Source organism: Paenibacillus hodogayensis (assembly GCF_039536325.1).
Classification (GTDB): domain Bacteria; phylum Bacillota; class Bacilli; order Paenibacillales; family NBRC-103111; genus Paenibacillus_AB; species Paenibacillus_AB hodogayensis.
Genome location: NZ_BAAAYO010000013.1, coordinates 37,596 through 59,158, shown reverse-complemented (window position 1 = coordinate 59,158; position 21,563 = coordinate 37,596). Strand labels below are relative to the sequence as shown.

Genomic DNA, 21,563 nt, shown 5'->3' with positions numbered 1-21,563 from the left:
CAGCGCACAGACGGTGGCCTCTTTTCCCGGAGTATTCTCTTGAAACGGGCCGGCTTATCGCGAAGAAAGATTGCATGAAAGGGGCTGCTCGGATCGTGAAGGAGGCAGCGTGGAGAGAGCGGCTGTACGCGCCGCTGCGCGAAGAGGGGATCTTTACATGGGACCGCATGTACGGGGAGGAATACGCGCTTGCCGCTTTGTGGACGATCACCCTGGAACAGCGGCGCGAAATCGCCGAAGCGACCGAACGTCTCGGGGCTTTGATCGTGCGTACGACGGATGTAGTCCGCCAAGGCGGCGAGGAGCTGCTTGCCGAGCTCGGGCTGCCGCCCGAGACGTGGCAGGCCGTGCGTATTGCGGTTTCCGACCGGCTGCCCACGGTGATCGGTCGGTTCGATTTTGCCTGGACCGGGAGCGGGCTGAAGATGCTCGAATTCAACGCCGATACGCCTACAGGCATCGTGGAGGCCTTCCACGTAAACGGGCGCATTTGCGCCGAATACGGGTCGGATGACCCGAACGCGGGAATGGCCGCCCATATCGGGGAGGCGTTCCGGGAGGCGGCGGAGATGTATCGTCGCAGCGGCTTCCGCACCGATTCCACCGTATTCAGCTCGCTGGACTGGCACGAGGAGGACGCCGGGACGACCCGGTATTTGCTGAGTCAGTCGGGGCTGCCCGCGGCGACGTTCGCGCCGCTTGCCGATTTGCGCGTATATGGGGAACGGCTGTGCGTGCTCCGGGACGGCGAGCATGAGCCGATCGATCTGCTGTACCGGCTGCACGCGCTGGAGAAACTGGCGGAGGATCGCGATGCCGACGGTTACCCGACCGGGGCCCATGCGCTGCGGTTGATGGCTCAGCGCAAGCTGGCCGTGCTGAACCCGCCGTCGGCGCTAATTGCCCAGACCAAGGCGCTGCAGGCGCTGATCTGGGAGCTGTACGAGGCGGGGGAGTTTTATACCGATGAGGAACGGGAGACGATCCGGACGTACATGCTGCCCACCTATTTGGAGAACCGGTTTGCCGGAAAGGAAGGCTATGTCACGAAGCCGATTCTCGGCCGGGAGGGCGGGGGCGTGACGCTGTATGAAGCGGACGGGACCTGTCTGGAAAGCGATACGGAAGAGCTGTACTGGGAGCAGCCGATGGTGTACCAGCGACGGGCGGAGCTTCCGGCGGTCACGATCTCCCATGCCGGGGGAGAGCTCGAAGCAAGGCTGCTGTGGGGCTCGTTCTGGATCGGCGGTCGCGCCTCGGCAATCGTGGCCCGCGCCGGCGGACGCATTACCGGCAATATGGCTTGCTACGTTCCGGTCGGATTAGGGCCGGCGGGACGGGTTGGCGCAACGAAAAGGCGTTAGCGGGGAGAGGGTAAGATGAATGAGCAAGTATCCAATCTATTAAGTTTTTTGTCGTATTTGGGCGTGACGCTGCCGATTCTGGCGTTCGGTTTGTTGGCCTTCATGATTACGACGCCGTATAACGAATATAAGCTGATCCGCGAAGGGGCGGACACGTCCGACCCGCGGAAGGTCAATGCGGCGAAGGCGGCGGCCCACGACTTGGGCGGCAAAATCATCGGGCTGGCAATCGTGCTGGCATCGGCGGTGTTTCATTCCGTATCGTTGCTCGATTTGGCGATGTGGGGCATTTTGGGCATTATTTTTCAAGTGGCTGTCTTCTATCTGTTCGAGCTTGTAACCCCGTTCCGCGTCGTATCGGAAATCCCGAACGGCAACGTGAGCGTAGGCATCTTCTCCTCCCGGCTCAGCGTGGCCACGGGACTGCTGATGGCGGCGCTGATTAGCTATTGAGAACGATCCGGCCCCGCATATGCGGGACATGCAGCAACAGCCTGGTACAAAGTCAAACCTCAAACGTTATCCATGGAAGGCCCAATCCCTTGCTCGGCAAGAGGTCGGGCCTTTCCGAATACACACAACTTGGGCTATGGATTCACCCGCCAGATGCCTTCGCCCCACTCATTGGTGCCCTCCTTGATCACCTCCAGCGTCCAACCGCGACGGTCGAACGGAAAACCGTGAACGTAGTCGGGCTGCCCCGTGTAATATTCGTAGAGATGGATGTCGAACAGAAAGGTGCGCTCATCGGGTTTTCGCTTTCCGCTCAATTCGAAGGCCATATGATGCGGGTTGGAAGTGCCGCGGAAATAAGCGTCCGCTTCCAGCGGTTCTTTTACGGCCTTCCACGCATCGCTCACCCATCTCAGGCCATTTTCCGGATCGCGATGAGTCCAGGCCGTTGCAAATTCGTTGGCCGCCTGCAGAGCGAACAAGTAATCCCGCGTAACCGGCAGCGCCGTGTTTGTTGCCGTGCCGTCGGGCAGCTTAAGCTCCTCCAGCGGTACAAGCGAAGCGGCAACGAACAGCAACTGGTCCGCATTGTACGGCTTAGCCGTGCTGATGGAAATAAACGTCGATCCCCGCTGTAAATACCACCCGCCCCCGCCTTCATCCGGTCCGATCCATTGTGCGGAGAAGCCCGGAAAGAAATGTTTGGTTCCGGAAGCGGGATCGACTTCCGGCGGCTTCAAGTCCGTTTTGGACTGATAAATGGAGAAGTGGGGGAAAGTCATCTTTAGAACTCCGTTCGGCTCTTCCCGCACGTCCACCCCGTAGTCGGTCGCGATGCCTTTGCGCGGCACGAGCGGCTCGAAGATGCGCAAGGCGTCCGCCTGGTTGCGAATCTGCAATGCCTCTTCGGGAGTGTACGGAATCGTGACGAACCGATCGGAATAGTATTCTTCGCTTGAATATGAAGCAAATTGGGATAGATGGTTCTCCTTCAACCAGTACAGGCGCACTTGAGACAAATCGGTGCCGAATGACGCCTCTATCGCTCCCTCGTCGGTTATACGGACTGCTTCGGCCTGCAAGGCGTCATTAAGCCTGGACCGTTCGATATGACCGTCCTTCCAACGGTAAATGGTGGTGTAAGGGATCGTTCCCGAACTGGCCGTCACTTCGGGCAGACCGTCGTGATCGACGTCAATTTGTACGGCATGCCCGTCCTCCACAAGCAGCAGCGGCTTCGGAATCCCGTCCTCCACATCGATGTAACGCGTCATCGAGGCAGCCGCGCCGACCATGCCCTGTATTTGGATGACCTGCTTGCGGAACAGCATGATGTTCCTGACGATCAAATTGTCGTCTTGGTCATAGCGATAGCCGGCTACCGTTCCAATGTCGTAGGTGATGCCGTCACGGATCAGAGCCGCATGGAGATAGTCCGGGTCCGTCTTATGCGCGTAGATGACGACTTTTATTTCCTTGGCTTGGCCGGCGGCATATAGAACGACTTCCTTTACGATGCGTTCCGCCTGTTCAAACCCTTCTTTCAGCACGCGGACATCCCCTGTAGTCGGGTAGGTCTCCCAGGATAGCGGCAGCGGTACGTCTTTCGTATCCGGACCGGCATCCGCGGGAAGGAGGGAGACCGCTCGGGCGATGGAGGTTCCCTCCGAATATTCAGGCAGCGATGTCGCGGCACTCCCTGCCGGTGCGAGAGAAGACTGGCATCCCAGGGCCAGAACGCATAGCGTAGCAGCGGCTGCAAGTCGCGTTGCTTTCATGGAAATCACTCCCAATTTATACTATACTAGTTGGACGTAAGCAAACGGTTGTCGGTTTAGTTAACCCCGAACAAGCAGCCGCAATCGATGCCGTAGTAGCCTGCATGGCCTGCCTGTTATGTTAAAATAACAATAGCGCCACTAAGAAAGCACACAAGCCAGATTCGGGACGAGCTTAGGGAACGGAATCTGCTGCGAGTAAGGAGCGGATGAAAGATTGAGAATAACCGGAATTGACCATATGGTGCTAACTGTCGCCGATGTGGACGAAACGTGCCGATTTTATAACCGGGTACTGGGTATGGAAGTCGCGACATTCGGCAACGGAAGGAAGGCGCTCCAGTTCGGCCGGCAAAAAATCAACCTGCACCCGCACGGCGGCGAATTCGAGCCGAAAGCGCACCGGCCGGTGCCCGGATCCGCCGATCTGTGCCTGGTGACCGATATTCCTCTCCGCGAGGTGGCGGAGCATCTGGAGCGCTGCGGCGTTGCGATCGAGGAAGGGCCTGTCGTCCGGACCGGAGCGGCCGGGCCGATCTTGTCGATTTACGTCCGCGATCCGGACCTCAACTTGTTGGAGATTTCCAATTATGAATGGGAGGGACCTTGAATGGAGTGGAACTACTACAATACCTTTATTACGTTAGCGCCGGATTGTCCGGCGGAGGAAGGTACGGTACCGCCGGACAAGAAGGACGGGAAGACGAAAGCGGGCATCGAATACGAGCTGGTTTCCGCACATCCGTACGGATATTCCCAGGAGGAGCTGATGTTCGAGGTTCATGTCCGTCATAAAGGGATATCGCCGGAGGAACTGGAAGCGAAAGGGACGCAGATTCGTGACGAGTTTTTTCAGAAGTCGCATGCATGCATGAGGGCGTCGATGCTGCCCAAGAAGTTCGGTTGGGGACTGCATTTCAACGAAGCCGGCAAAGTCGCGCTCGTACCTGCCGATTCGGAGCAGTACCGCAGCTTCGTCGAAGGCCGGCAGGGCGAGCTGAAGCTGCTGGCCGCTATGCGGAACAGCCGATAAGTAAAAGCCTCCAAACCCACTTAAGGAGTGGGGATGGAGGCTTTTGTTTGAATCGGGTGACGGGGTCTGCTCGTGCTTCATCCGTGCGACGCCGCATAGGGCTCCGATTCCCCGTCGGGTGCGGAGGGGGCCGCGACGGGAGCGAGCTTTTCCTTGCTCATCATAATCGCGGCAACGACGGCCAGAACGGCAGGCAGCAGGCTGCACAGAAAGGTGAAAGCGATGGAACCGGACAGTCCGCCCGTAATGGTCTCCAGCAAGGAGCTGGGGATTTGCCCTCGTGTGGCCGGGTCCAACAGCGCATGGGGATCGCTAAAGGCAATTCCTCCTTCGGAGGGCCCGCCGTTTCCGGCAAAAGCGTCCGTGAGCCGGCTCGTCATGGAATGGCTTTGGATGATGCCGCAGATCGTAATGCCGAGCGCCATGCCGAGCGAACGAAGGAAGTTGAACGTGGAGCTGGCGGCGCCCCGTTGGCTGGCCGGGAAGCCGTGAATGACGGCGTTGCTGAGAACGGAGAACGAAGCGCCGATGCCCAGCCCGACCATAATCATATAGATCGTTACTTCCAGTCTCGATGAGGCTGCAGACAGCGTCGTCAGCATGGCCAGCCCGACCACAAGCAGCAGCAGCGTCGGAATCATTACAGTACGGTACGGGATTTTGGCAATAAGAAAGCCTCCGACGGTAGCGGTGATGACCGAGGCGAGCATCATCGGCAGCAGCACCAGTCCGGAATTCACTGCGCTACCGCCGAGCACTCCCTGCATGAAGATCGGAATGTAGACGGATGCGGTGACGAATGCCGCTCCGCTCAGCATGCCGATCGCATTGCTGGCGGCATACAGCCGGCTGCGGAACATGCGGAACGAGATGATCGGCTCTTCGGCCCGCGTTTCGGCGAGCACGAACAGAACGGCCAGCATGGCGAAGCCCGCGAATAAGCCGATGATCGGCAGGGAGCCCCATGCATACTGTTTGCCGCCGAGCTCTAACGCGAACATGAGACAGACGGTCGCTCCGATGAGCGTCGCGGCTCCGCCCCAATCGATGCGTTGTCTGGCGTGAACCGGCGATTCCTTGTAGTACCCGAAGATCAGGACAAAGGACAGAAGACCGAGCGGCAGATTGATGTAAAAGATCCATTCCCAATGCAGGTAGTCGGTCAGATAAGCGCCCAGCAGCGGTCCGAAAATGCTCGACATGCCGAATACGGCGCCGAACAGCCCGCCCAGCTTCCCGCGATTTTCCGGAGCGACGACGTCGAACATGATCGCGAAGGCGATCGGGACGAGCGCGCCGCCGCCGATTCCTTGAACTGCCCGGTAAATGCTGAGCTGGACGATCGAGGTCGCCGTTCCGCATAGCATGGAGCCCAGAATAAATACCACGATGCCAAAAATAAAAAACCGTTTGCGTCCGTACATATCGGACAGCTTGCCGAATATCGGCATGCCGGCCATTTCCGCGACCATATAGGCCGATGTAACCCAGACGAATTTATCGAGCCCGCCGAGCTCTCCGACGATCGTGCCCATAGCGGTGGCGACGATGGTGTTGTCCATAGAAGCCATCAGGATGGCAAGCAGAAGGCCTGCCAGGACGACGCCGGTTTTGTTTGTTGCTGTACGCATGAGTTTCATTCCTCTCCTTGACCCTTGGTTTGATGTCTTTCCTGTTTTCAGTATAGCCCCCTTCCCTGACAGTCTGTGTCAGTGGTCCGAAACGCCTTCGGGCAAATTTTCGCAGCGTTTCCGAGCCGCTTTTCGCATCGTAAAATGAACAGGACTGCGCCGGCCGCTCCAACGGCAGTACGCAGTCCTGTTCTTATTTTCGCGTCAACAAATAAAGAAAGTACGGGGCGCCGACGGCCGCCACCACGACGCCGACGGGAATCTCCAACGGTTGTACGAGCACCCGGCCGATCGTATCGGCGGTCACGACGAGCGCGGCGCCGAGCAGGGCGGAGGCCGGCAGCAGCAGCCGGTACTGAAGGCCGATCGTCCTGCGAGCCAGATGGGGAGCGATCAGTCCGACGAAGCCGATGCTCCCGGCTACGGCTACGGCCGTACCGGCCAGTCCGGCGGCAATCGCCATGAACAGCACGCGCTCCCGCTGGACGCTCACTCCCAGACCGACGGCCAGCTCGTCTCCAAGATCCAGCAGATTGAGCCGGTTCGCTTTGTAGATCGCGAAGGGGAGCAGGGCGGCAATCCAGACGAAGGCGACGAGCACGTACGTCCAGTTCGTGCCCCAGATGCTGCCCGTCATCCATATTTTGACGAAATCGTAATTGTAGGCGTTCATGCGGTAGGTCAAAAACAGCATCAGTGCGCTGATGCCGGAGCCGACGGCAATGCCGACCAGCGCGAGCCGCAGCGGGGCGATTCTCCCCTTGCGGTAGGACAAGGCGAAGACGAGCGTCGCGGCCGCGGCCGCCCCCGTAAACGCCATCAGGGGAAGCATGTAGACCGGTGCGTATTGGATTTTGCCGTATCCGAAGGCGATGTAGGCCACGACGGCGAGGCCCGCGCCCGCATTGATGCCGAGAATGCCGGGGTCGGCGAGACCGTTTTGCGATACGCCCTGCATGATCGCTCCGGAAGCGGCGAAAGCGGCTCCGACGAGGATGGCGATGGCGATGCGGGGCAGCCGGATATGCAGCAGCACGATCGAACTGTCGCCCGTCCCCATGCCGAACAGCGTACGGACCGTTTCGGCGGGCCCGATGCGCAGCAGTCCCGTATTCAGACTGATCAGAACGGCCGCGATCAAGAGAACGAGCAGCAGCGTAAAATAGGCAAGCTTGCCGAAGGAGCTTGCCCGCCGGCGGCGGCTGATGGTCGCTGCGCTTTTCATGTGCCGCCGTTCCTTTCTTTGCGGGCCAAGTACAGGAAGAACGGAACCCCGATCAACGCCGTAAGGATGCCGACCGGCGTCTCCTGCGGAGGATTGACGAGTCTGGCGATCGTGTCGGCCGTCACGAGCAGCGCCCCGCCAAGCATGCCGGAGCAGGGGATGACGTAACGGTAATCGACGCCGATCAGAAACCGCGTCAGGTGCGGGATCACGAGTCCGATGAAGCCAATCGGCCCGGCCACGGCGACAGCAGCGCCCGTCAGCATAAAGACGGTGAGCGAGCCGAGCAGCTTTACTCGTTTCAGCCGCTGGCCCAGTCCGGCCGCCACTTCGTCGCCGAGGCTAAGCAGCGTGATGCTGCGGGACAGCATCAGGGCGGAGAGGACCCCGGCGACCGTCCACGGCAGTATGGCGCGCACGTCCTCCCATTTCACCCCGGCGATTCCGGCCGCATACCAGTACATGACCTCCTGCGCGATGCCGTAGTAAATTTGGATGCCCTCGGACAGGGCATGCAGCATGGCGCTGACGGCGGCGCCGGCAAGCGCCAGCCGAACGTGCGCGTTGGCTCCCGAGGCAAGGGAGGAAGAGATCGTGCCGGCGGCATAGACGATCAGCGTGCCGAACGCGGCCCCGAGCAGGGAGACGAAGATCATCCGTTGATACGAAAGCCCGGGGAACAGCGCCATGGCGATGACGAGCGCGAAGCCCGCTCCGGCGGATACGCCCATCAGACTCGGGCTGGCCAGCGGGTTGCGGGTCATGCCCTGCATCATCGCGCCCGATATGCCGAAGCAGGCGCCGACGAGAACGGCAGTAAGAGCGCGCGGCAGACGGACCGACATCACGGTATAGTGCTGCACCTGGTTTTCGTCGTAGTGCAGCAGGGCGTTCAGCGCAGTGTCCAGTCGGATATCGGCCGCGCCCGTAGTGACGGATAGCGCGAGACCCGCCGCAATTGCCGTGCCGGACAGCAAAAGAAGAAAAGAAGGACGGAGCCTTCTTTTCTCGGAAATGGCGGCGGGACCGCCGCTCGGTTTTGAGGGATGCGCGGCGCCGCTCATCCGCCCAGCAGTTCCTTATTGACTTCGTCCACGAACAGATTGTATAGCGTCAAGCCGAAGCCGGTTTTCGTGCCGCGGATCGGCTTCATATACATATGTTTGTTTTGAACAGCTTTCAAGCTTTTCCAGAGTGGAGTCTGAATGGTCGCGTTCATTTTATCCACGTAGTCGGGAACGTTGATATCGAGCAGGAAAATATGGTCCGGGTTAATTTCCGGCAGTTTCTCCAGCGCGATTTTGATTTCGTTGTCCTCGTCGGCCAAGCCGGCCGGATATTTGAGGCCGAGCTGCTCGTAGGCGATTTTGCCGAGCGGACTCTTGTTGCCGAGAATCCGGGTATCCTTATCCGTTACTTTGAAGAAAACGACGGTTTGGTCGCCCATTTTGGCGGCAAGCTTATCCTTCAGCACCTTGGTCTTGTTGTCAAACTCCTGAAGCTTCTGCTTGGCCAGATCGGTTTTCCCTACGGCTTCGCCGACGTCGAGAAACACCTTGCGCCAATCTCCTTCCATATCCTTGGTGGAGAAGATCAGAGTCGGAGCCATTTTGCTCAGGGCGTCGTAGGGTTTGGAATGGTTCTTTTCTTCCCCGAGAATCAGATCGGGCTTCAACTGCAAGATTTTCTCCAGACTCGGAGCGGCCGATTGCCCGACGGATTCGGTGCCGCTTAGTTGGGGAGTGATGTAAGGCTCGAAGTCGCCGGCTTCGCGTACGACGGCGCCCACCGGCTTGATGCCCAAGGTGATCAGATGATCGGTCAGATGCGGCGTCAAAGCGACGACGCGGGCAGGCGCAGCGGGCACTTCCGTTTGGCCCATCGTATGGGCGACGGTCCGTTTCTTCGCCTCGGGGGCTGCGGGGGATGAAGTCCCGGATGACGAATCGGGTTTTGCAGCTGTCGGGGCGGCGCTATTGCCGCCGCTGCAAGCGCTGAGGAGCAGCAGAACGGCCAGAGCCATCATAAAGCCAGGCACAAATTTGTGGAATGAACGCATGAAAACGAACCCTCTCTTTTCTATAATGATAATGATAATCTTTATCATTATCATTATAATGGCAATATTTTCATCCGTCAATGGACATAAAAAAAACGCCGCCTCCGGTTTCCCTGGTGGGCGGCGCTTCCGTGCAGCAGCGATTCGCGTTACTGACGGGGCCCGTCTATGACGGTTTTGACATCGAACATGTTGACGGTCGTGCTGATCAGATAGTCCGGCTTCGGCTGTCCGCGGCTGTTCCGATGGCCTTGGATATGGGCATCGCTCTTCTCCCAGTTTTTCCACGCCTGTTCGGACTCCCAGCGGATCAAGATCATCACCTCGTCCGTCTCTTCCTTTTTGCCCCGGTTGACCATGACGGTAAAGTCGATCAAGCCTTCCATCCCGTGGACAGGGCTCTCCCGGCTGAACCGTTCCACGACCTGCTCGGCATGTCCTTTCGCAACCACGATCGTTCTTGTTTGAATAAGCATATGCGCCCTCCTGTATCCAAACGAATCTCAAAGCCAGTGAGACATTTCCTCTTCATTCTAAATGATAACAATAATCATTGTCAAAGGAGGTTGGCTTATCCGTTAAGGTTTATGGCGGAGCAGGAAAGCTTCGATCTGGGCTTCATGATGCCGGTCGTGCTCCACTACGTATTCGCGGATGTAAGACTCCATCTGAAGGCGCCGGGCTCCAATAAAAAAGCTAATGCCGCTCTCGTGAACGAAAGAACAGGCTTCGGCAAGCTCGTTCCTCGTGGCGGCAAAATGATCGATCATCTCGGCTTTTTGAATACGGAGGGAGAACAGTTCGGCATTGCGGTTAATCGATTGCCGGTTGGCCATTTGCAGCACGGCTCCTTGCGTCATTTCGGGAATCATCTGCTCCAGAGCGTACGTATCCCATAGCCAAATATGGCCGACGATTTCATGGATCGACCATTTGCCGGGCAAGATCGGGTTGTACCAGCTATCCGCGGCTCGCCGGCCGGCTTCCTCCACGAATGCTGTAAAGCGACGCAGCTCCTTTAACGCTGCTTCCATCGGTATATCACTTCTATCGGTCCTCTTTCGATTGGATTTAAGCAAACACATTCGCCTCGGGGCTCCGATTTCCTTCCCGGCCGTAGAGGAATTTCATGGAATCGCCGTGAAAGATGGACGCAAATCCAGCAACACTTTGTGTGGAGCGCACGTCTATTGGGTATATAAAGAGAAAGCCTATTTGAGCTAAAGAGCGGAGGAGTAACCATCATGACCTTTACTAGACTATTCCGAATGTTTCTATTAACCTGTGCGTTGGCCGTTGTGCTCGGGGCTTGCAGTCCGAAAGCAGGCGAGTCGGCACAGCCGGCATCCCCGCCAGCTTCGGGGACCGGAACGAACGGCGGCTCGCAGAGCCCTGATAAGCCGGCGGACGGCGGCGCCGGAACGCCGGGCACGACATCTCCGGTTACGGGTTCTCCGGCACCGGGAGAAGCAGCGGGAGGATCGGCACAGAAGCCCCCGGCCGCAGTCAAGATGGACCGCATTACGGCGATGCGATTGGCGGACGCCAAGTCCGGCTGGGTTGGCGGCGACGGCTGGATCGCCCGCACGGACGACGGAGGTGCTACATGGACGAAACCTTATAGCGTGAAGGGCATCGTTCATCAATTGTTCGCCTTGAACGGGCAGGACGTTTGGGCGGTTGTCGGAGCGGAAGGTGCTGCGGCAGACGCCAAAAAGGTCGAGCGCAGCCTGCTCGTCTCCAAGGACGGTGGTTCATCCTGGACAGCCGCGGGCACCGTGCCGAACGCCGGTTTCCTCCACTTCGTAGCGAAAGAGGAGGCGTACAGCGCCAACGCCAAAACGACGGACGGGGGAAAAACGTGGACGACCTTGCCCGTTCCGGAAGAATTGGCGGTCGATCCGTACTTTCATGACGCCGCCAACGGCTGGGCCGTCGCGCTGGAGAAAGACATGATCGTCGTGAAACGAACGACCGACGGAGGAAAGACGTGGCAGGACGTCATGTCCCGAAAGACGGTATCTCAAGTGACCGGCGGATCGATCCGTTCGGCCGGCGCGGAGGACGCCTGGGTCGAGCTGATCGGGGAATCGGGCATGACGCAGACGTCCTACTCCTTATTCCATACGACCGATGGGGGCAAAACGTGGCAGACGGTGCTGGCCAATTCGACGGCAGGAGCCGGTCCGGCTCCCGGATTCCCGATCGATCATTCGGACGGGCCGAAAAACGGCGGCAACAAGCCCGGTCCTCTGTACGTAGTCAATCCGCAGGTAGCCTTCATGGGCGGCCAGTGCATGGCATGCGACAAGCCGAATACAATCGGTTGGACGACGGACGGCGGCAAGACATGGGTGAACGGCGAAACGGCCTTCACCGGCTACGGCGAGCAGCTGCTTGCGATCTCCGATGCCCATAACGGCTGGTGGATCTGCACGGACAACGCGGAGCCGGCGGTCATGTATACGACGGCGGACGGCGGGAAGACGTGGAAAAAGGCGCATACGTTCGAGAAGCCGTCCCCGCAGTCTTAACGAACGAAGAGCTGGAAGAGACCGTCTTGTACCCGATACGACAAAAAAGCTTTCCAAGCCGATGCGCACAGCGGCTGGGAAAGCTTTTTCTCATGACCGGGAGTCCAGTTGGATGAACGAATCGCAAAGCCGCTCGAGCAGACTCCGCTCGTGACTGACGACAAGCACGCCCAGATTGCGCTGCCGCGCGACGTCCAGAATGGTGTGCCAGAGCTGGGCTTGCGTAATGGCGTCCAGCATCGTTGTCATCTCGTCGGCGATCAGATAACGGGTGTGCGGGCCGAGCGCCCGTGCGACGCAGATGCGCTGCAGTTCCCCGCCGGACAATTCGTTCGGATACCGGTCCAGCCACGAATCGGCGATGCCGAGCATCGCGCGGAGCGAGGCATCCGGCGTCCAGCCCTCGTTCAGGCTGTATTTGACGCGGAGGCGGGGGTTAACCGCCTTTTCCGGATGCTGGAAGACGAGCTGGACCGGCGAGTAGCCTCCGTCCGGCAAAGCCTGTCCGTCCAATAGCACCTCTCCCTCCGTAGGCGAGACGTATCCGGCCAGCATGCGTCCGACGGTCGTTTTGCCGCAGCCGCTCGGGCCGGATAGGCCAACGATTTGTCCGGGAGACAGAGAGATGTCGAAGCCGCGCACGATCCACGGACCACCGCCGTACCGAAACGCCAGCTTGCGCCCTTCAAGTGGCATGGATGCACCTCGCTTTTCCGTTGCGCAGCTCGCGCATGACCGGACGTTCCGCGCCGCAGGCCGCCGTGGCGAGAGAGCAGCGCGGAGCGAACAGGCAGCCTGCGGGCAGCTCGCCGGGTTGAGGCTGTCCGCCGTGGAGCGGCTCAAAGCCGTTCTGCGGCAGCGCCCGCCATAACGCGCGGCTGTATGGATGACGCAGCCGGGCGCCATCCTGTGAGAAGTCTGCGGCCGGGGCCACCTCGACCGTCGTCCCGGCATAGAAGACGGCGACGCGATCGGCAACCTGCAATACGGATTCCAGATCATGAGAGATAAGCAGAATGCCGGCCCCGTTATCGGCTAGCTCCCGCAGCTGCCGGACCGTCTCCTGCACGATGGCGGGGTCGAGCCCGGGAGTAGGCTCATCGGCGATCAGTAGTCTGGCGCCGCTGATCGTGGCCATCGAGACGAGCACCCGGCGGGCCATTCCTCCGGACAGCTGATGCGGGTAGCGCCGCTCTACGTCCTGGGCCAAACGGTAGCGGGCGAATGCCGCACGCTGCTCCCCGAGCGGATCGCCGGCCCGAACCGAGCTGCGCACCTGCGCCCCGACCCGCATCAACGGGTCCAGATAACCGACCGATTGCGGCACGAGCGCAATGTCCTTTCCGCGCAGCGCTTGCTGCCGCCGGGTCGTCAGCTCCTCGCCGTCGAAGCGGATCTTGCCGCCCGTGCTGGCGTTGCCGGGCAGGATGCCGAGGATGGCGTGCGCCAGCAAGCTTTTGCCGGAGCCGCTTGAGCCGATGACCGCTACGATCTCCCCGCTGTTCACGTCCAGCGTCATGCCCTGAAGCACCTGCAGCTTCGTTAGCTTGAAGCGTCCCGTATAGGAGGCGAATGCGACGGACAGATCGTCCACTTCCAATAAAGGCATTGCGGTTGTCCTCCTTTTGCCGTGTCGGCTATTCATGCGTCTGCCGAGGGTCCAGCAGCAGGCGAAGCTGCTCCCCGGCCACATCGAAGGCGCGCACGACGAGCAGCAGGCATAGGCCTGGGAAGAAGGCCAGCCACCACAGGCCGGTCGACAGGTAGCGCATCGATTCCGATAAAATGATGCCGATCGCCGGCTGATGCGGCGACAAGCCGAGCCCGATGAACGTAATGGACGCTTCGTGCAAAATCGCATGAGGGAACAGCAGCAGCAGCCCGACGAGCAGGTGCGGGAGCAGATGCGGAAGCATATGCCGCGAAGCCGTCCACCAGCGGGACTTGCCCATTCTCCGGGAAATTTGCACGTACTCGGCCGTTTTCAGCTGGAGCACCTCGGCCCGGATGACGCGGGCGAGGCTGGGCCAGTGGGTCAGGGACACGCCGATGATGACCCCTTTCATGCCCCCGCCGAAGACGAAGGCGATCAGGATGAGCGTCACGAGATGGGGGACGCTCAGGAATAAGTCGATCAACCAGCTGACGATCCGGTCCGCCGTGCGGCCCATGGCCGCCGCCAGCCCGAGCAGGGCCGCGATGACGACGCTGGCCGCGGAGGCCGCTAGTCCGACGCTGACGCTTAGAGCCAATCCTTTGACCGTACGGGTGAACATATCCCGTCCGAGCCAGTCGGTGCCGAAGAGATGGGACCACGACGGCGCCAGATTGCGCCACTCCAGCCGGGTGGACAGCGAATCGTTGCCGAGCAGCGCGCCGCCAAGCCAGACGGCCGCGACGAGCAGTACCGCCAGGCCGGCCGTCGCCGCGGCGCGCTGTCGGCCGTTCAATTGCAACGCGCGTCCGCCGCTCAGCCGAATGCCGGCATTTTTCTCCTGTTGTCTCATGACAGCCGCCGCCTTTCTTTCAGCCTAGGATCGACGAGACGATAGACGATATCGGCGATCAAGTTGCCGCTGAAAACGAAGATGGCGCTGAACAGGACGATGCCGAGCAAGAGCGGCACGTCGCCGCGAAGCCCGGCTTCCACCGTCGCCTGGCCAAGCCCCGGGTAAGAGAATACTTGCTCCGCCAGCACCGCTCCGCCGAACAGCTCGCTGAAGGAAGCGAAGTGCAGCGTGATGGCGGGAAGGGCTATGTTGCGCAAGCCATGACGGCGGAACAGTACGAAGCCGCGCTCCCCGCGCGCTCTGGCGAACAGCACGAAGTCGCTCGCCAGCACGTCGATCAGCTTCTGCCGCGTATGCAGGGCGATCGGGGCGATGCCGACAATGCTCAGCGTCAGTGCCGGCAGCAGCATATGCTGGAGTCTTTCGCCCCACGTCACTTGTCCGTCCAGCACGCCGGCCGGCGTGCCGAGGCCGACGGGCAGCCAGCCGAGCCAGACGGCGAATACCATCAGGAGCAGCAGGCCCATCCAGAACGTCGGTGTCGAGGCGAGCGTGTAGCAATACCATTTAATGAAGCGATCGGTCCACCGGCCCTTGTTCATCGCCGCAACGATGCCGGCCGTGAAGCCGAGCAGGCCGGAGAGTACCCAAGACAAGCCCATGAGGGCGAACGAGCTGGCGAACCGCTCGCGGATGACGTCGGCCACCGGCATACGGTAGATCATCGACGTGCCCAGATTGCCCTGCAGAAGCGCCGAGCCCCATTGGAGGAACCGTTCCAGCGGAGGCCGGTCCAGTCCCCAATATTCGGTGATGAGCTGCCGCTGCTCCGGCCCGACCCGCATCATGTCAGCGCCGATATAGGCCTGAATCGGATCGATCGGAGAAGCGTTGACCAGCGCGAACGAGATGATGCTGATCGCGGCCAGCAGCGTGACGAGCCGAAACAGCTTCATGCCTGCGTACGCGAATACGCGTTGAACCATGGCTAAAACTCCTTTTGCCGCCCGTCTTCGGTAGGGTGCCTATCCGTTCTTATGGCGATTTTTCCAGTGAACGAAGTCGATCGGGCGGTCACTTCGTCCATGACCATTCTTCGATATTGTCCGTGACCGGCCAGCCGTGGCCGTGAGGGTGAATGCGCTGTTTGCCGATATCCAGGCCGTCCTTCACCAGATATAGGTGATTGATGTTGACCAGCCAGGCGTAAGGCGCATCGGCCATGCCGCCGACGCCGTTTTTGCCGTCCCATTGCGCTTTTTTCCAGAATTCCATCGCTTCGTTCTCACGTACCGCCTTGAGCGCCTTGTCCATCCATTCGTCAACCGCAGGGTTGCTGTAGAAGCCGGCGTTGTAATATTCGACCCCGCGGTACTTGCTGCTGTACAGGTTGTACATTTCCAGCGGGTCTTGACTGCCCCAGCCCATAAGAACGGCGTTGGCATGCATCATTTTGCCGATATCGTCCCAGCTTTTGCCTTGCACGTCGATCTGAATGCCGAGCGGCTTGATCATGTCGGCCGCGGCGAGCGCCAGCGATTGACGGGTCACGTCGCCGGACGGGTATACGAGCGTAAATTGGGCTTTCAACGCTCCCTTTTGCAAAATACCATCCTTGCTGTCGGCCTTCCATCCGGCATCGGCGAGCATTTGCTTCGCTCCGCTTACATCGGCATCGGTGAATGCGGCGGCCGGGTTGTACCAAGGCAGCCCGTCGTTCACCGTATAGGCGGGGGTGCCGTAGCCTTCGAGCACGCCCTGCACGAGCGCCTTCCGGTCCAGCGCGAGATTGATCGCCTTGCGGATGGCCGGGTCCGCGGTCACGTCATTACCGATCGGATAGCCTTCCTTGGTTTTCGTTCCGGCCTTGACGTAAGGAAACTGAATGCCGCGATTGTCCACGGTTTGCACCGATTCGAGATGCATGCCGTCTACCTTCTGCTTGCTGAAGGCGGCGGGAATGTAGGCGACATCGACTTTTTTGGCCTTGGCGGCGGCATAGGCGGCATCCTCGCTGAGGAACAGCAAGGTCAGCTTGCGGAACGCCGGCTTCTTCCCGTAATAGTCCGGATTGGCTTCGACGATGATCTGCTGTCCTTTGTTCCACTGGACCAGCTTGTACGGCCCGGAGCCGAGGGGCTTCTCTTTGTAATCGCTGCCGTAAGCATGCTTGGGCACGATGCCGGTCGAGACGAGCAGTGCGCTGAAGGTCGATTGAGGCTCTTTCAGCGTAAAACGCACCGTATACTCGTCGGTCGCCTCCACGCTTTTCATATTGGTCAGGTCGATGACCGAGCCTTTGCCCGCGGCTGTCTCGAACGTAAATTTCACGTCCGCGGCCGTGACCGGCTTGCCGTCGGTAAATTTGGCGTCGCGGCGCAGTTGGATGGTCCATACCGTACCGTCGGCGCTTACTTCGTAGCCGTTCGCGGCCAGATCGTTCTGAATCTTCATCTGGGCGTCGCGCTTCAGCAGGGTGCTCTGGAACAGCGGCGAACCGTAGCGCCCCCAGCCCGTAGTCGGATCGAAGCCGTCCTCGGGCTCCGCGCCTACGGCCAGGACGAGCTCGTCCGATGCCCCGCCGCCGCTTTTCTGTTTGGCCGAGCAGCCGGCCAGCACGAAGCATACTGCCAGCAGCAGCATGACGGTCCGATATGCAAAAGACTTGTTCAATTTCTCCACCCCGTCTTGGAATATGTAGTAACACGATTCGGACATATTGTAGCACAGGGTGGCGGAAAGAGTAAGTCCTTTTTTGGAAAAAAGAAGCGCATACGCCAAAGAGACATCGTTCCCGGCATCTTGATACCGGTCCGATGTCTGGCATTTAGCATAAGAAGTCTCTACATGCTGGTACAAAGTCAGACCTTAAACGGTATCCTTGGAATGGACCGAATCCCTTGTACCTCAAGGGATCGAGCCTCCGGAATACACAGGATTAGCTCTGACTTTGTACTAGCTCTCCGCGCGCTCTCCGGCGGATGGGCCGGAATGAGCGTGGCGGCCGGCTCCGAGTCCGTGGTGTCCATGGTGGGCGTGTCCGTCCGCTTCGTTCTGCTCGTCCACATACGTCACCGACAACTCGCAATACAGCACGCCGCGGTGCACTTGGATCTGCGACTGCAGCTCCCGCAGCTGATCCAGCCGTCCCCGGACGGCGATGATTTCCAGGCATTGATCGTGATTGAGGTGGACGTGCATGGTGGAAATGATATGATGGTGGTACTGGTGCTGAAGCTCCATGAGCAGCAAGGGGAGCTCGCTCACATCGTGGTCGTATACCATAACGATCGTGCCGGCGACCAATTGTTCCGGATTCAGCCGCCCAGGCTGGAGCAGCGTCTTGCGAACGAGATCGCGGATCGCTTCGGAACGGTTCGTGTAGCCTTGCTCGCCAATGTATTGATCGAATTGTTGAATCAGCTCCGAAGGCATGGAAACGCCGAATCGGACCAGGTCGTCTTTACCGGACATAGGCTCCTCCGCAATACGGTATTTTACAAAATTGTAGCACATTTCAGAGGGATTCACGAACCGCCAGCTAATGTTCAGTATTTGTTCAGCCTGAAACGCTATACTGGGAGATGGGTGAATAACGATGAGCAAATACACGAGGCTGGCGCAATATTTGAACGAGCAGCGCCGTCCCCAAGTGACATTGGCTTTTGAACAGATCGAGCAAATTTTAGGATTTCCGCTTCCCGCTGTGGCCAAAACCGAGCGCCAGTGGTGGAGCAATACGATCAGCGACTGCGATTCGCAAGCGATAGCCTGGCTGAAGGTATTCCGCAGAGTGTCCCACGTTAAGCCGGGCGAGCGCGTGACCTTTGTCCGCGCCAACTGAACCGGTCGCAGCGAAAAAGCTCCCCTTGCCGCATCGGGCAAATGGGGATTTTTTGCGTTCCTCGCTTCGCAGTTAGTACGCAGAAAGCGCTTATTTCCTTTTGACTTACACTTTTTGTATACTAATGTATAGAAACATAATCCAGCTTTCGAGGAGGCAATGCGTATGTACGATGTTGTGATCGTTGGAGCCGGCCCGGCGGGGGCCAGTGCGGCCCTTTTTGCGGCCAAAGCCGGTAAAAAAGTGCTGGTTGTGGACAGCGACCAAAGCGTGACGAAACGGGCTTGGCTGGAAAATCATTACGGAGTGGCGGAGATCAGCGGTCCCGATCTGCTCGAGACGGGCAAGAAGCAGGCGGCCAAGTTCGGAGCGGAGTTCGTTTCCGGCAAGGCGAGCGGCATCTCCCGCGGAGAAGCAAGCGTTCAAGTGCAAACCGAAGGCGCTTCCTACGAGACGCAGCATGTCATCCTCGCCACCGGCTTCCTGGTCGATCTGGCTGAAGCGGCCGGACTGGAAACGACTCCGGGCACGGAGCCTCGGGTAAAGACGATATTCAAAACGGATGCGCAGGGCAGAACGAACGTAGCGGGCGTCTGGGCGGCGGGTACGTGTGCCGGCGTCAGTGTACATACGATTATTACCGCCGGGGACGGGGCCAAGGTCGCCATCAACGTCATCAGCGAGCTGAACGGCGAACGGTACGTCGACCACGATGTGCTGAAAGCCTAATAAGGCACAACGGCGGAAGCGGTTGTGAACTTGTTGACAACCTGTGGATATAATTGTGGATAACTAAGATAGAACCTCCAAAACCGTTGCTTGGCAAGCGGTTTTGGAGGTTTTTTTGCATGCAACGGTTAATCTGGCTCGAGCGGCCGAGGAGCGGGCTGAACAGTTTGTTTGGAATCTTTCCATAAGGAAAGGGACAACGCAATCGCCTCGGGGTCCTTCAGTAAATGACCGGTTAACAGGCAGGCCGCGGTTTCCTCGGGATGGATCGTTCCGTCGGCGACGAGTCGGCGCAAACCTGCCAGAGCCGCCGCCGAAGCGGGCTCGCAGCCGATGCCGCTCCGGTCGATCCGCGCTTTGGCCTCAAGGATGTCCCGGTCGCTGACGGAGACGGTCACGCCTCGTGCCCGCTCGATCGCGTAACGCAGCGCTTTTGGCCAGTTGGGCGGGTTGCCGATATGCAGCGCCGAAGCGATGGTGGCCGGTTGGTCGACCGGCCGGAGGGAGCTCTCCCGGTTGAGGAGCATCCGGTGAAACGGAGCCGCGCCTTCCGCTTGCACGATGGCGATGCGCGGAACCGATGCGATCAAGCCGATGCGCTTCAACTCATCCAGTCCTTTACCCATCGCCGCCGCATTGCTGAGGGCGCCTCCGGGCAGCACGATCCAGTCCGGCATCCGCCAATCCAACTGATGCGCCAGCTCGAAGGCTATGCTTTTCTGCCCTTCGATCCGCAGCGGGTTGAGCGAATTGCATACGTACAGGCGCATCGCCTCGGCGTGCTCCTCCAAGTAACGGATGCCGGCATCGTAACCGCCTTCGATCCGGACGAGCTGCGCCCCGTAAGCTTCGGTCTGAAGAACCTTACTCAACGATACGCCCTGATCCGGAAGATAGACGACCGCCTCCGCCCCGGCCAGAGCGGCGTACATCGCCATGGACGACGACGTGTTGCCTGTCGAGGTGCAGGCGAAACGAGAATACCCCAGCCAGAGCCCATGCGACACGGCGACGGTCATGCCGTTATCCTTGAATGAGCCGCTCGGATTTTCGCTTTGCGCCTTCAGCCATAAACGCCTGGTCCCTGCATATTCGCGCAGGTCCGCATGTTCGTAAAGCCCGGTATTGCCCTCGTTTTTGGTTACGATGCTGTCCATGGGCAGCTCGGGATGGATCAGCTCTTTGTAGCGCCAGACGCCACCGGATAAAGGGGTGTTGCGCTCGGAAAGACGGACGTCGAACAGCCGCTTCAACCGGTCGGCGTCCAGCCCGCGATCGTCCAGAACCGTATCCAGCAAACCTCCGCATTCGCAGCGGTACAAAGCTTGCCCGCTGCCTGAGGCTTCGCATCCGCATTCCATACAGATAAACCTCATGTCCCATCTCTCCTTGGTAGTTGAACCGACGAAGTCGTATCTATAGAATAAAGGGAACGAAATCATAAAACTAATATATGTTTTGAAGGTAAACATAAATAAAACTTTTGGTATAGGGAGAGCGGCAATGAATGTACATGCGTTTCGCTTGTTTCATGAAGTGGTGATAAACGGTGGCGTGATGAAGGCTTCGCAGCATTTGCATATCAGTCAGCCCGCTGTAACGGCGCAATTGCGAAACCTGGAGAAGGAGCTTGGTCTGGAGCTGTTTCGTCCGAAAGGGAGGGGACTGGCCTTGACGGAAGCAGGGGAACGGCTGGCGGGGATGGGTGGCCGTTTTTTTGCGCTGGAACGGGAGATCGAGCGGGAGGCTGCCCGCATTCGGGACGGACAGCTTGGTCGGCTGCGCATTGCCGCCACCTATTTGCCGGCCAACATGCTGCTGCCCTCGTGGATCGCTTCCTTTGCGGGCATTTATCCGGATGTGGATATCGGACTGGCGACGGTCAATTCCAGGGAAGCGTTCCGCCGGCTGCTGCATCATGAGGCAGATCTGGCTGTAGTCGGGGGAGGACGCGAGCTTCCGCCGGGGCTTGCTCACGAGCCGCTCATGGAGGATGAGCTGTGGTTTGTCGTGCCTGGGGCCCATCCGCTGGCCGGAAGCGAAACGACACTGGCCGCCCTGCTGGTCGAGCCGTTCGTCGTTCGCGAGGAAGGCAGCTCGGGCCGGGAGCTGCTGCTGGCGCTATGCCGGCTGCACGGCCAGCCGCTGCCGCGCATCGGCCTGCAATGCAGCGGTACGGCCGAAACCGTTCGCGCCGTCGCCGCCGGTTACGGAGCGGCGCTCGTCTCTGCTCTCGAGGTGCGGGAGAATATCGCGCGCGGCGAGGTCGGGCGCGTGCGGATCGCGGGGGTGCGAGTCGGCAATCCCATCGGGCTCTATACGCGCGAGGGCGATGCCTTGACCCCTTGTGCAAAACAGTTTGTCCGCTTTGCCCGGTCCGCCTCGGGATTGCCGGAATAGGGA

Annotated in this window: 22 protein-coding genes; 8 read left to right on the top strand and 14 right to left on the bottom strand. The window is 59.6% G+C overall.

What is annotated here, in order from left to right; all coding sequences use genetic code 11:
- Positions 1–95: 95 nt before the first annotated feature.
- Complete coding sequence (locus ABD796_RS26425; protein WP_344913797.1) at positions 96–1,364, top strand: glutathionylspermidine synthase family protein; 1,269 nt, start codon at positions 96–98, stop codon at positions 1,362–1,364.
- Positions 1,365–1,379: 15 nt separating this feature from the next.
- Positions 1,380–1,817, top strand: a complete 438-nt coding sequence (locus tag ABD796_RS26420; RefSeq protein ID WP_344913795.1) for a DUF350 domain-containing protein — start codon at positions 1,380–1,382, stop codon at positions 1,815–1,817.
- A gap of 134 nt (positions 1,818–1,951) precedes the next feature.
- On the opposite strand, the gene ABD796_RS26415 is transcribed toward ABD796_RS26420, so the two are convergent.
- Entirely contained in the window at positions 1,952–3,595 is a 1,644-nt protein-coding gene (locus ABD796_RS26415) for a hypothetical protein (RefSeq protein ID WP_344913792.1), read from the bottom strand.
- Between the two features lie 217 nt (positions 3,596–3,812).
- Here ABD796_RS26415 and ABD796_RS26410 point away from each other — a divergent pair, with 217 nt between their 5' ends.
- On the top strand, positions 3,813–4,205 hold the full coding sequence (locus ABD796_RS26410; protein WP_344913789.1) for a VOC family protein: 393 nt from the start codon (positions 3,813–3,815) through the stop codon (positions 4,203–4,205).
- Entirely contained in the window at positions 4,206–4,628 is a 423-nt protein-coding gene (locus ABD796_RS26405; protein ID WP_344913786.1) for a DUF6157 family protein, read from the top strand.
- Positions 4,629–4,705: 77 nt separating this feature from the next.
- Here ABD796_RS26405 and ABD796_RS26400 read toward each other — a convergent pair whose 3' ends face one another.
- The 6 genes from ABD796_RS26400 to ABD796_RS26375 form a co-directional block, all read right to left on the bottom strand.
- Positions 4,706–6,259 carry an MDR family MFS transporter gene (locus ABD796_RS26400; RefSeq protein WP_344913784.1) on the bottom strand — a complete coding sequence of 518 codons (1,554 nt, stop codon included), beginning with the start codon at positions 6,257–6,259 and terminating at the stop codon, positions 4,706–4,708.
- Positions 6,260–6,452: 193 nt separating this feature from the next.
- Positions 6,453–7,484: a FecCD family ABC transporter permease gene (locus tag ABD796_RS26395; RefSeq protein WP_344913781.1), complete on the bottom strand. Its 1,032-nt coding sequence runs from the start codon at positions 7,482–7,484 to the stop codon at positions 6,453–6,455.
- On the bottom strand, positions 7,481–8,548 hold the full coding sequence (locus ABD796_RS26390; protein ID WP_344913779.1) for a FecCD family ABC transporter permease: 1,068 nt from the start codon (positions 8,546–8,548) through the stop codon (positions 7,481–7,483). Before ABD796_RS26390 ends, ABD796_RS26395 begins: the two co-directional genes overlap by 4 nt.
- Positions 8,545–9,543 carry an ABC transporter substrate-binding protein gene (locus tag ABD796_RS26385; RefSeq protein WP_344913776.1) on the bottom strand — a complete coding sequence of 333 codons (999 nt, stop codon included), beginning with the start codon at positions 9,541–9,543 and terminating at the stop codon, positions 8,545–8,547. The genes ABD796_RS26390 and ABD796_RS26385 overlap by 4 nt, the downstream gene beginning before the upstream one ends.
- Before the next feature lie 149 nt (positions 9,544–9,692).
- A complete protein-coding gene (locus ABD796_RS26380; protein ID WP_344913773.1) occupies positions 9,693–10,019 on the bottom strand; it encodes an antibiotic biosynthesis monooxygenase in 327 nt (108 codons plus the stop codon).
- Between the two features lie 102 nt (positions 10,020–10,121).
- Positions 10,122–10,577 (bottom strand): DinB family protein, encoded by a 456-nt coding sequence (locus tag ABD796_RS26375; RefSeq protein ID WP_344913770.1) that lies wholly within the window; start codon positions 10,575–10,577, stop codon positions 10,122–10,124.
- A 210-nt stretch (positions 10,578–10,787) separates the two neighbouring features.
- On the opposite strand from ABD796_RS26375, the gene ABD796_RS26370 reads away from it, so the two are divergent.
- The gene (locus tag ABD796_RS26370; protein ID WP_344913767.1) at positions 10,788–12,077 is read left to right on the top strand and encodes a WD40/YVTN/BNR-like repeat-containing protein; all 1,290 of its coding nucleotides are present in this window, start codon (positions 10,788–10,790) and stop codon (positions 12,075–12,077) included.
- Between the two features lie 90 nt (positions 12,078–12,167).
- Here the strand turns inward: ABD796_RS26370 and ABD796_RS26365 are convergent, their stop codons facing one another.
- From ABD796_RS26365 to nikR, 6 genes are all read right to left on the bottom strand, one after another.
- Positions 12,168–12,773: an ABC transporter ATP-binding protein gene (locus ABD796_RS26365; protein ID WP_344913764.1), complete on the bottom strand. Its 606-nt coding sequence runs from the start codon at positions 12,771–12,773 to the stop codon at positions 12,168–12,170.
- A complete protein-coding gene (locus ABD796_RS26360; RefSeq protein ID WP_344913760.1) occupies positions 12,763–13,686 on the bottom strand; it encodes an ABC transporter ATP-binding protein in 924 nt (307 codons plus the stop codon). The genes ABD796_RS26365 and ABD796_RS26360 overlap by 11 nt, the downstream gene beginning before the upstream one ends.
- Positions 13,687–13,714: 28 nt before the next feature.
- Positions 13,715–14,584 carry an ABC transporter permease gene (locus ABD796_RS26355; protein WP_344913757.1) on the bottom strand — a complete coding sequence of 290 codons (870 nt, stop codon included), beginning with the start codon at positions 14,582–14,584 and terminating at the stop codon, positions 13,715–13,717.
- Positions 14,581–15,573 (bottom strand): ABC transporter permease, encoded by a 993-nt coding sequence (locus tag ABD796_RS26350; protein WP_344913754.1) that lies wholly within the window; start codon positions 15,571–15,573, stop codon positions 14,581–14,583. The genes ABD796_RS26355 and ABD796_RS26350 overlap by 4 nt, the downstream gene beginning before the upstream one ends.
- An 88-nt stretch (positions 15,574–15,661) precedes the next feature.
- The gene (locus ABD796_RS26345; RefSeq protein ID WP_344914583.1) at positions 15,662–17,230 is read right to left on the bottom strand and encodes an ABC transporter substrate-binding protein; all 1,569 of its coding nucleotides are present in this window, start codon (positions 17,228–17,230) and stop codon (positions 15,662–15,664) included.
- Positions 17,231–17,542: 312 nt separating this feature from the next.
- Positions 17,543–18,061, bottom strand: coding sequence for a nickel-responsive transcriptional regulator NikR (gene nikR / locus ABD796_RS26340; RefSeq protein ID WP_344913751.1), 519 nt, complete (start codon positions 18,059–18,061; stop codon positions 17,543–17,545).
- A 124-nt stretch (positions 18,062–18,185) separates the two neighbouring features.
- On the opposite strand from nikR, the gene ABD796_RS26335 reads away from it, so the two are divergent.
- Both ABD796_RS26335 and ABD796_RS26330 read left to right on the top strand, forming a co-directional pair.
- Positions 18,186–18,431 (top strand): DUF7662 domain-containing protein, encoded by a 246-nt coding sequence (locus ABD796_RS26335; RefSeq protein WP_344913748.1) that lies wholly within the window; start codon positions 18,186–18,188, stop codon positions 18,429–18,431.
- A gap of 165 nt (positions 18,432–18,596) precedes the next feature.
- Positions 18,597–19,160 (top strand): FAD-dependent oxidoreductase, encoded by a 564-nt coding sequence (locus ABD796_RS26330; RefSeq protein WP_379119182.1) that lies wholly within the window; start codon positions 18,597–18,599, stop codon positions 19,158–19,160.
- A 128-nt stretch (positions 19,161–19,288) separates the two neighbouring features.
- Here the strand turns inward: ABD796_RS26330 and thrC are convergent, their stop codons facing one another.
- Positions 19,289–20,536, bottom strand: coding sequence for a threonine synthase (gene thrC, locus ABD796_RS26325; RefSeq protein WP_344913746.1), 1,248 nt, complete (start codon positions 20,534–20,536; stop codon positions 19,289–19,291).
- Between the two features lie 127 nt (positions 20,537–20,663).
- On the opposite strand from thrC, the gene ABD796_RS26320 reads away from it, so the two are divergent.
- Positions 20,664–21,560: a LysR family transcriptional regulator gene (locus tag ABD796_RS26320; protein ID WP_344913743.1), complete on the top strand. Its 897-nt coding sequence runs from the start codon at positions 20,664–20,666 to the stop codon at positions 21,558–21,560.
- Positions 21,561–21,563: the final 3 nt, after the last annotated feature.